The organism is Methanoregula sp., from assembly GCF_049690535.1.
Taxonomy (GTDB): domain Archaea; phylum Halobacteriota; class Methanomicrobia; order Methanomicrobiales; family Methanospirillaceae; genus Methanoregula.
Window position 1 is genome coordinate 1 of the sequence record NZ_JBAVMX010000004.1, and the last position, 10,793, is coordinate 10,793.

The 10,793-nt window shown below is 56.9% G+C and carries 8 protein-coding genes; 5 read left to right on the forward strand and 3 right to left on the reverse strand.

What is annotated here, in order from left to right; translation table 11 throughout:
- Positions 1-285: 285 nt before the first annotated feature.
- Both WCE46_RS00125 and WCE46_RS00130 read right to left on the reverse strand, forming a co-directional pair.
- Positions 286-828, reverse strand: coding sequence for a pyruvoyl-dependent arginine decarboxylase (locus WCE46_RS00125; protein WP_424731673.1), 543 nt, complete (start codon positions 826-828; stop codon positions 286-288).
- Between the two features lie 137 nt (positions 829-965).
- Entirely contained in the window at positions 966-1,658 is a 693-nt protein-coding gene (locus WCE46_RS00130) for an HAD family hydrolase (RefSeq protein ID WP_424731675.1), read from the reverse strand.
- 146 nt (positions 1,659-1,804) lie between these two features.
- Here WCE46_RS00130 and WCE46_RS00135 point away from each other — a divergent pair, with 146 nt between their 5' ends.
- From WCE46_RS00135 to WCE46_RS00145, 3 genes are all read left to right on the forward strand, one after another.
- Positions 1,805-3,133: a 2'-5' RNA ligase family protein gene (locus WCE46_RS00135; RefSeq protein ID WP_424731676.1), complete on the forward strand. Its 1,329-nt coding sequence runs from the start codon at positions 1,805-1,807 to the stop codon at positions 3,131-3,133.
- A 118-nt stretch (positions 3,134-3,251) separates the two neighbouring features.
- On the forward strand, positions 3,252-4,619 hold the full coding sequence (locus tag WCE46_RS00140) for an MBL fold metallo-hydrolase (protein WP_424731677.1): 1,368 nt from the start codon (positions 3,252-3,254) through the stop codon (positions 4,617-4,619).
- 85 nt (positions 4,620-4,704) lie between these two features.
- On the forward strand, positions 4,705-5,181 hold the full coding sequence (locus tag WCE46_RS00145; protein WP_424731678.1) for a pyridoxamine 5'-phosphate oxidase family protein: 477 nt from the start codon (positions 4,705-4,707) through the stop codon (positions 5,179-5,181).
- A gap of 29 nt (positions 5,182-5,210) precedes the next feature.
- Here the strand turns inward: WCE46_RS00145 and WCE46_RS00150 are convergent, their stop codons facing one another.
- Complete coding sequence (locus tag WCE46_RS00150) at positions 5,211-7,385, reverse strand: thioredoxin domain-containing protein (RefSeq protein ID WP_424731679.1); 2,175 nt, start codon at positions 7,383-7,385, stop codon at positions 5,211-5,213.
- A gap of 101 nt (positions 7,386-7,486) precedes the next feature.
- On the opposite strand from WCE46_RS00150, the gene WCE46_RS00155 reads away from it, so the two are divergent.
- Both WCE46_RS00155 and mutS read left to right on the forward strand, forming a co-directional pair.
- A complete protein-coding gene (locus tag WCE46_RS00155; RefSeq protein ID WP_424731680.1) occupies positions 7,487-8,227 on the forward strand; it encodes a metalloprotease family protein in 741 nt (246 codons plus the stop codon).
- A 99-nt stretch (positions 8,228-8,326) separates the two neighbouring features.
- Positions 8,327-10,793: DNA mismatch repair protein MutS (mutS, locus tag WCE46_RS00160; RefSeq protein ID WP_424731681.1), on the forward strand; the 2,467-nt coding region annotated here is incomplete at its 3' end.

A 10,793-nucleotide genomic window follows, 5' to 3' on the forward strand; every position in this document is an offset into this window, starting at 1 on the left:
AGCGGAAGATTTGCAAAAAAGAGCGACTCAGCTGCTGAGGATTTTTAAAAATGAACGAGTCACGAGCTGAAAATTCCAAAAAAAAGTTTGATCAAGCATCTGAAAATTTCGAAAAAAGTCCGGGTCACGGCTGATGCTTCCGGAAAAAATCCTCAACTCATCCGCTTGAGGTTTTACAAAAAAAACGATCGCGTCACGATCTTCGAGGATTCCGGGAAATAACCGGCTCATCTGCTAATGAGTCTAAAAAACAAAATGCGGGCCAGGTTCCCAAAAAAATAAAGATTACAGGAAAACCGCTACGGCAATCACGGTTGTCCACAACCCGTTCTTGTCGCCCTGCGCAGACTGGCAGACGTGTTTTGTCCTGATGATCTTGCCGCTCGCCTTGTAGGTCTGTTCGCGTTCCTGCCATGCGGCATTGGCATCAAACTCGATACCGAGCGTCGTCGCAAGCATCGTTGCCGCGAGGTCCTCGGCATATTCCCCGGTCTTGTCCTGAATCTCGCCATATGCATGGTGCTCGGAAAGGTACCCGTATTCTTCAACGTCCTTTGGGAGGGCAAGGCCGACTGCGGCAGAGACCAGCCGGTTGGGCTCGTTTGTCTCGTTTCTTGCCATCACGCAGAACGTGATGCCGCCAGACTGGAGTTCCCGGAGGCCGGTGCGGGTCGTGACCTGCTTGCATTTCGGCGGAAAAATGCTCGATACGTACACGAGGTTGCATTTTTCGATACCGGCCTTACGCAGCGCCAGTTCGAACGATGCAAGACGATCTTTATGGATTCCCACCCCCTTGGTGAAAAAGATCCTCGTTGGAACAAACATAATTTTTATGGTACCTGTGGCTTTTTTAATATTTGGTCAGGAATCCGTACAAAAAAACCATTCTGGCGCATGATTTCCGGCCAGCCTGCATCCGCGCAGGGTGTTTTCTGCCCGGGTTTTTGTCCCACAAAACCAGATCAGGAATGAGAAACCGTCAGGCCTTCTACGATACGAAGGATCTCGTCCATGCGGTCGATGACAAAATCCGCCCCGGTATAGTCACGGGTCTTCGAAAACCGGTCCCCGTACCGGGCATATACGGTCCGGATCCCCAGTTTCTTGCAGGGCTCGATATCCCGCCGGGGGCTGTCGCCGATAAAGAGAGTGTGCTCCGGCCGGGCACTGATCGTGCCAAGCGCCGTAAGGAACGGGTCGGGGGCCGGTTTTTTTACCCCGACCATATCGAAGGTGATCATGCAGTCGAAAAACCGGGAAAGCCCGCATCTGCCAAGTCGCAGTGTGGCATCCGCTTTTTCCGCATCGGTCACGATACCTGTTGGAAATCCCTTTTCCCGGATCGCCTGCAGAGTTTTTGTAACCCCGGGGTACGGGGTAATGTGCCGGAGTTTTTCTGTTGCATAGATCCGGCAGGCCTCATCGTACATCCCGTTTGTCGGGATCCTGCGCTCCTGCATGTACTGCCGGATATTTTCCGTGGACTCAAAACCATGGGAACCGGTGAGAAAACACGAGAATAGTTCATCGCCATCGTCATGACCGAGATGGCGCACCACACAGTCGCATGCCGCGATCTGTGCCCCGACAAGGTCAAAGAGGGTGTTGTCCATATCAAACAGTATTGCCTTGACCGGCGGTTTTTGATCCATCATGCCTGCAAGGATAGTGTTGATCAAAAGAACCTATGAGCGTATGGGTACCGGCAAATCGCACCAGGAACCCGACCGTGTGAACGAACGATTAATCAGTGTTTTAACCCTCCGCCGCCAATAAACCTGTATTTGCGGGCGATATTTGCATGGACGACACGTATCTTGTCGAGATCCGTCCTGCCCGGTCCCGGTGGCGGATAAAGGAGACAACACGCGCCATCGTACAGGAAGCCGACGCAGAGCGTTACCGGGAGCGGCACCCGCATGTTACCCTGTACGGCCCTTTCACGCTTGAAGATCCGGATAAGGAAAAACTTCTTCTTGATACCATCGGTACGATTGCAGGGACGTTTGGCACGATCCCGTTTACCATCGGGGGGTGGGAACAACGGAACGGTGCGCACGGCGGCGTGCTGGCATTTTCTGTACGACCCTCCCCGGATCTTGCCCGACTGACGGCAGCGATTGCCCGGGCACTCTCATCTTTTACTATCTCCCTGAACGCGTGGGACCTGCAACCCGATGAGAAATGGTTTCATGTCACCATCGCAAACCTCCTCCCCCCGGCTAAAGCAGAAGAGATCGCATCCCTGTTTGCCGTACCGGGAACCGTGACACCAGTACCTGCCGCAGCAGTTCCCGGGGTAAGGGGTTTATGTTCACGACTTTTCGCACTGGCCCGGAAGATGCGATTCATTCACCGGTCCCACGGTATCCCCCTGCGGCCGATCCTGCTCGATGATGCCGGTCTTCGGATCACAGTCATGCACAACGATGAGATCCTCGGCGAGTTCGATCTCCTCCGTACATGCTGGCTCCCACAGGAAGAGATCCATGATCCCCGGTCATGGCAGCAGTCCCTTGCGCTGTACCGCAAACGTGTGGGATTTGAACTCTCTGCCCCGGCCGGCCACGGGCCGGAAGAAATTTTCCTTATCGCGGATCTCCACCTTGGCCATGCAAATATTATCAGGTACTGCTCCCGCCCGTTTGTCCCCGCTGATGTGGCAGAGATGGACCGGGTGCTGATTGCAAACTGGAATTATTGTGTCGCCCAAAAAGACCGGGTTTTTTTCCTTGGCGATCTGCGGTACGGCAGGGATGCACGCCCGGAAGCAGAGTACCGGGCGCTTCTTAACGGGAATATCACGTTCGTTGCCGGGAACCATGACACGTCGTTCTCCACAGCCACGGTTCCCACGGCTGATCTTACTTTTGACGGGATCCGGTTCCTGCTTATCCATGACCCGGCCGATGCGCCGGAAAATTTTGACGGCTGGATCATCCACGGCCATCATCATAACAACGATCTTCGCGGTTTCCCGTTTCTCGATGCAGCCCGGAGAAGAATTAATGTGAGTGCAGAGGTTATCGGGTATTCCCCGGTGAGCATGAAGGAGATCTGCCGGATCATCCGTGAGCAGGCACCCGGATCCGGGGAACCCCTGCTCCTGCGGTACCCGTACGTGCGATAACGGCACGTGCGCTTTTTCTCTCCGTGTCGCAGGGCACCGATTTTTCCCGGGTTCTTTTTGACCTGCCAAAAGTATATACGACCCGGCACGAGACTACCCCTTAAAAGGAGTCTCCCGTATGTGGTTTGAACGCATTGTCGCTGAGGGATTGTCCCAGAACACCTACCTTGTCGGGTCAGGAGGAAAAGCAGCAGTTATCGATCCACGGCGGGACTGTACTCCCTGTCTTGATTATGCAGACCGGCACGATGCCGTTATAACTCATATTTTCGAGACACACCGGAACGAGGATTACGTGTCGGGTGCGCTGGAACTTGCGCACCGGTGCAACGCAAAGATCTACCATGGTCCCAAAATGGACTTTGCATACGGGAATACGGTGCGTGAAGGCGACCGGTTTACGCTTGGAACACTGGAACTTTCTGTTCTTGAAACCCCGGGGCACACGGAAGAGAGCATCACGCTTGTCCTTACAGACTCCGAAGTGTCAGGCGAACCGTACATGGTCTTTTCCGGCGACACTCTTTTTTTTGGCGATATTGCGAGAACGGATTTTTTCGGGCCCGCACGAAAAGCGGAGATGGCAGAAAAAATCTACGACAGTATTACAAAAAAGATCCTGCCCTTGGGAGACGGCGTCATCCTCTGCCCCGCGCATGGTGCCGGTTCTGCATGCGGGAGCGAGATCGCCGACCACCCGTTCTCCACTCTGGGATATGAGAGACGCACCAACCCGTTCCTTCTGATCAAAAAAGATGCCTTTGTTGAACAACGCACGACCGAGTCCCCGTACCTGCCGCCCTATTTCCGGCAGATGGAGACCGTCAACAAAACCGGGCCGGTACTCCTGAACGATCTTCCCCGGCCACAACCAATCCCGGTTGCCACAGTAGCGAGCATGATCGCATCCGGCTGCCAGATCGTGGACATACGTTTCCCCACGGCATTTGCCGCCGGCCATATCCCGGGCAGTCTCTCCCTCTGGCGGGACGGCATCGGATCGTTTGCCGGCTGGTTCCTGGATTATGAACGCCCCATCGTCCTCGTCGACGATTTTACCTGCACGATCGATACCGTACTCCGGCATTTCGAGCGGATGGGGTACGACACTACAGCCGGCTGGCTTGCCGGCGGGTTTCCTGCATGGTTCCGGGCCGCACGGCCTGTCGCGACAACCGGGGCCTGCACGGTGCAGGATCTCAAAGAACGGCTTACCCGTGAGAAGCCGTTCCTGCTTGACGTCCGTGACCGGAAAAACCGGGAGCATGTCGGGTACATCCCGGGTTCACAGCACGTGTATGTCGGCGAGCTCCCGCAGCACCTGCAGGAGATCCCGCAGGACCGGCCTGTTGTCATATACTGCGATTCCGGGTACAAGGGGAGCCTTGCGACGAGCGTGCTCTCGATGCATAGGTTCCCTGATGTGACCAATGTCCTGGGCGGCATGCAGGCCTGGGTCCAGGCGGGGTATCCGGTCGAACGATAATGAACCATAGCCGTTGTGCGATCTTCACAGGCAGATTTACGAAGGTTTATCATCTCCCTGCCTGAATGCAGATTGGAGCGAATCAATGGACGTTGTAAAGATCCCCCGGATGGACAAGCAGGAATATGACCGGCTGATCGAGAAAGGATATGTCTGCCGGATCGCATTCCAGGGCGAGAAATACCCCTACATCGCACCGTTCCTGTACGTGTTCGATGGATCCTTCATGTATTTCCTCTCCACCAAATACGGCAAGAAACAGGAATATTTCAGGAAAAGCCCGCATGTGTCGGTGGAAATCGAGAAGTACACAAAGGACCTCTCGTCCTATACGTTTGTCACGCTTCAGGGATATCTCGAAGAAGTAGAGGACTCGATAGAGAAGAAAATCATCCGGGAGAAATTTGTCAACCTGATCATGGAACGCAAACTCTCCAGCAATATCCTTGCCGCGCTCGGGCATTCCCCGGCCGATCCCCCGGCAAAGATCGCCGAAGAGGAGCGGTCGCTTGTCTGGAAACTGGTGGGCGTGCGCGATCTCGTTGCACTAAAAAACATGTAATTTTTTTTGTTTGCTGCATTTTTCTGATTTTACGATACATCCTTTGCCGTTTTTCGTTTGCCAAGCATCCGTTCCAGTTCGTCCGGGTCATGTACCGGTGGCCGGCAGGTATGGCCGGAACAGAGATACGCTGCGGCATGGCCGTTTATGGCAGTACGCCCGCGTACAACCGGTGCGAGGATTTCAAGATCGTCACCGGCTTTTCCCGGGGGCCGGAGCAGGACTGCAAGGCCGGGCAGGTATTGATCGCAGGCTGCATCAAGCAGGGCGCGGGTATCCGGCTGTGCAGGGTCACCGGCAATCACGAGATCCTGCGTATCCCCTACAAGGGGCAGGCAGGTAAGCCCGGCAAGGAATGCAGCAGTTGCGCTCGGGGCACGTTCTGCTGCACCGGCAAGAAACCGCGAGCAGGCAGTCGCTGCCGCTTCAATGTTCTTATCTTCCGTTACCCGTGCAAGCCATGTGAGGTTTTCAAAGGCGACCGCATTTGCTGAAGGGACCGCGCCGTCGTACCATTCTTTCCTGCGCACGGGAAGTTCCTCTGCACGGTCGGACGCAGTAAAAAACCCGCCGTTTTTGCGGTCCTGGAAATGCGTGACAAATGCGGAGTTGAATGCGAGCGCCCGGGAAAGATACACGGGGCTGAACGTGACTTCGTAGAGCGCGATCAGTGCAGAGATGAGATATGCGTAATCGTCTGCGAATGCGGGAATGGCGCTTTCACCGTCACGGTAACGGTGCAGGAGTTCCCGGCCTTTGCCCGACAGGGTGTTGATGATAAACTGCACGGCCTTTTCTGCTGCACCGGTGTATGCAGGATTCTTAAATGCCCTGCCCGCACGGGCAAGCGCAGTGCAGAAGAGTGCATTCGTATCTGTGAGGATTTTGTCATCGCGTGCAGGCCGGGTGCGTTTCTGTCGGGTGGCAAACAACCGGGACCGGATTGATTCCCTGCGTGCGGCAAGATCCTCTGCTGGCAGGGAGAGCGTCTCTGCGAGCACAGGATCCGGCCCGGCAGCAGAGAGGATGAAGTGCCGGGCGTTTTTTTGCGCACCGGTATTCCCGGTACCCTGCAGAGGAGCGGGAAGGGGCGTCAGGGTAAAAACAGATGCGGCAAAGGCTGCATCATCCGGGCCAAGTACCGCGGAAAGTTCATCTGAAGTCCACGAGTAATACGCACCTTCCCCTCCCGGACTGTCCGCATCTTCCGCCGAATAAAATACTCCTTCTGGAGCGCGCAGGTCACGGAAAACGTACCCGATGCACTCTTCAGCCATCGTGCGGTAGCGATCGTTTTGTGTTGCCTGGTATGCCTCGGTACAGGCAAGCACGAAGAGGGCCTGATCATAGAGCATCTTCTCAAAATGCGGGATTCGCCACCGGGCATCGGTTGCGTACCGGTGGAGGCCCCCTCCCACGTGATCCCAGATGCCACCCTGCCGGATCGAGTCAAGCGTCTTTTCGGCCATCGCGAGGGCCCGGGGTTCACCGGTGACGTGCCAGTACCGGAGCAAAAAGAGCACAATATGGGGGGCGGGAAACTTCGGGGCGTTCCCAAACCCGCCGTTCTTTTCATCGAACTGCCGGGACAGTTCGCGGAACCCTGCGTCAATGAGTAAACGATCCGGATCCCGGGAAGCGGGAACCGGTACCTCCCTCGAGAGCGCGGCGATCTCACCTGCCGACCGGCTGATCTCATCCTGCCGGTCGTGCCAGAGGAGAGCGACCTGTTCAAGGATCCCGGTCAGTCCCGGCATACCGTGGCCGGACTCTTTTGGGAAATATGTGCCGGCAAAGAACGGCAGTTTTTCCGGGGTCATGATGATGGTGAGCGGCCAGCCGCCCTGCCCGGTCATCTGCTGGCAGATGCCCATGTACACGCTGTCAATATCCGGGCGCTCTTCCCGGTCGACCTTGATGCAGATAAAATTCCGGTTGAGGAGCGCGGCAACCGTTTCATCCTCAAAGCATTCGTGCGTCATCACGTGGCACCAGTGGCACGTGGAGTACCCGATGGAGAGAAAGACCGGTTTGTTCTCTTTTGCGGCGCGGGAGAACGCCTCATCGCCCCACGGGTACCAGTCAACCGGGTTGTGCGCATGCTGGAGCAGGTACGGGCTTTTTTCGTGGATAAGCCGGTTTACCGGGCGCTCTCCGGGTTCAGGGCGCGGCCCGATCGGATCCGGGGCAGTTCCGGGAGGCATACAAGGGTCATCGTTTTATGGATATATCAGCCTATCAGCCGTGCATATCCATGAACGGGACATGTGCTTTTTTTACCGATGCCACCGGACATACTTGCATCATGGAAAGTTCACTGACCCCCGGGATGATCGCGTTTGGTGCTGTCATTGGTACCGGCATCGTCGTCATGGGACTTTCACGCCTGCTCGACCATATCTGGGCCCGGGTGCTCCGCAGTTCATGGCCCTACTTTCTTGTCAGCGCCCCGGGTGTTGTCGTCCACGAGTGCGCCCATATTATCGGCTGCCTTGTGGCCGGTGCAAGGATCAAAAAAGTTGTCCTGATCTCACGAGAGGGCGGCATGGTCACGTATGCACCGCCCGCAATCCCTCTGTTCGGGAACGTGATCATCAGCACGGCCCCGCTCTTTTTCCTCCCGCTCGTGCTTGCCGCGCTCACGTGGGTATTCGGTACCTATGCCGGCTGCTGGTTTTTGTCCGCAATGCCCTCGCTTGACTCGGCAGCGTCGCTGTACCAGTTGATCTCAAATATCGGCCAGACCCTGTACCAGAACCTTTTTGTTGCATTCAACGGCTGGTTCCTCCTCTACCTGTATCTTGTAACAAGCCTCGCAATCTCCTTTTCCCCAAGCACGCAGGACCTCAAAAACGCGGTCGTCGGGATCGTTATCCTCATCATTGCCGGTTTTTGCATTCTTCTGGCAGGTATTCCCGCGCTCACCGGTCTCTTTCTTACGGCGGTTAACCTGTTTGGCACCGGGCTTGCGATCGGATTCGCATTTGAACTCATCGTGCTCCTCGTGTCGCTGCCGGCCCTCGTATTTTACCGGAGAACCCCGTGACCCGGGCACTATCTGACGCTATGGTGCATAAGGAAACAGGAGATCCGGGTTACCGGATCCGCACGGTTTAATCACCCGGTCAGCAAAACATACCTACAGATGAAAACTGAGCCTTGTCCCGGCACCGGTGCGGCAGCTGATGACGGCAGGAACCTCACCCCCGGCATGCGGCAGTACCGGGAGATCAAGGCGCAGTACCCCGACGCGATCCTGTTCTTCCATATCGGGGACTTTTTCGAGACCCTTGAAGGCGATGCGGTGATCGTCTCAAAAGAACTCGACCTTGTGCTCACCTCGCGGTCAAAGAACGGCGACCAGAAGATCCCGCTTGCCGGGGTTCCTCACCATGCCGGCGAAGGTTACATTGCGCGGCTCGTCGCAAAAGGCTACAAGGTTGCGATCTGCGAACAGACCGAAGACCCGAAGACCGCAAAAGGGCTCGTGAAACGGGAAGTGGTCCGGGTGATCACGCCCGGTACCGTGATCGACCCGGCCATGCTTCCCTCGTCTGCCGCCACGTATCTTATGGCGGTAGCTCCCGGGACAAAAGGGGGAGACTGGGGTATCGCGCTCCTCGACATCTCGACCGGGGAATTTTTTGTATCGACCCTTCCGGGCGAAGGGATTGTCGAGAATCTCCGGTCCGAGATCGCCCGGTACCGGCCGGCCGAATGCATCGTTCCCTCAGCAGTTGGCGAAGACCTGCGGGCCTCCCTCCGGCAGAACGGGGTCGTGGTCACACCCTACGCTGATGACCGGTTCCTCCCGGACCGTGCAGGGAGCACCCTGCTTGGCCACTTCCACGTGACCTCCCTTGCCGGCTACGGGTGCGACACGATGCCGGCTGCGGTAGGGGCGGCAGGAGCCGCGCTTGCCTACGCAGAGGAGACCCAGAAGTCCGCGCTCCCGCAGGTAAGCGGGCTTTCTGTACGCACGTCTGCCCAGGGCATGATGCTTGACGCAGTCACGCTGCGCAACCTGGAGGTGCACGAGAGTATCCGGGGCGACACGAAGGGCGCGACGCTCTTTTCCGTGCTTGACCGGACAAAGACCCCGATGGGCAGCCGGCTTTTGCGCCGGCAGATCACCCGGCCGCTCACGGATGTTGCACAGATCGACAGGCGGCTTGACGCAGTCGAATATTTTGTGAAGAATACGGCCTTGCGCCTCTCGCTCCGGGAACTGCTCGCACACCATTCCGACATCGAGCGGATCACGGCCCGGATCGCGTACGGGAACGCCGGTCCTCGCGATCTTGTCGCACTTGCCGATTCGCTTGCAACGATCCCGGCGATCAAAAAATGCCTCGCAGCGCCGGCATCGCCAACCGCTGACGTCATGCCGGAGCACATAACTGCATCGCGGGACATGCTCTCCGATCTCCCCGACCTCATCGATCTGATCCAAAGGGCAATCACCGATGACCCTCCCGCGATCGCAAAGAACGGTGGCGTGATCCGGCCCGGCTATTCAAAAGAACTTGACGAGATGACCGGCATCCTGCACTCAGGGAAGAACTGGATCGTCGAACTCCAGCAGCAGGAGCGGGAGAAGACCGGAATACGATCGTTAAAGATCGGGTACAACCGGGTCTTCGGTTATTACATCGACGTGAGCAAGACCAACATCGCTCTTGTCCCGGCCCGGTACGAGCGCCGCCAGACCACCGCGACCGGTGAGAGATATACGATCCCCGAACTTCGGGAAAAAGAGGCGTTAATCACGAACGCCGACGAGCGGGTGCTCGCCCTCGAACGCAAACTGTATACCGGGCTCATCGATGATATCCGGACAAGGATCCCCGCTCTCCAGCAGATTGCGACCGGGATCGCAACGCTCGATGTCTCTGCCGCGCTTGCCGATGTCGCACAGGTAGGCGATTACGTCCGCCCGCAGCTGGACAACGGCGATGCGATCGCCTGCCGGGATGTGCGGCACCCGGTTGTCGAGCGGAGTCTGCCCGGCGGGTTTGTGCCAAACGATGCAGACCTGGAAGGGAAAAAGACCCAGATCATGATCATCACCGGCGCAAACATGGCCGGGAAGTCCACGTATATGCGCTCGGTCGCGCTCTGCTGTATCATGGCGCAGGCCGGGAGTTTTGTTCCCGCCCGCTCGGCACGCATCGGGATCATCGACCGGATCTTCACCCGGGTCGGTGCTTTTGACGACCTCGCAAGCGGCCAGAGCACGTTCTTTGTCGAGATGCTCGAACTCTCAAACATCCTCAACAACATGACCCCGAGGAGTCTTATCATTCTCGACGAGATCGGCCGGGGCACGAGCACGGTGGACGGATGTTCGATTGCAAAAGCAGTGCTCGAATACCTGCACGGGAAATCGTCTGCCGGCCCAAAGACGCTCTTTGCCACCCACTTCCACGAGCTCATCGACATGGAAAGGGAGTTAAAACGGGTGAAAAATTACCATTTTGCGGTACAGGAAACAAAACAGGACGTTGTCTTCTTACGAAAACTCATCCCCGGTGCGACCGACAAGAGTTACGGTATCCACGTGGCCCGTCTTGCCGGGATCCCAAAGAAAGTGACCGATCGTGCCGACGCGA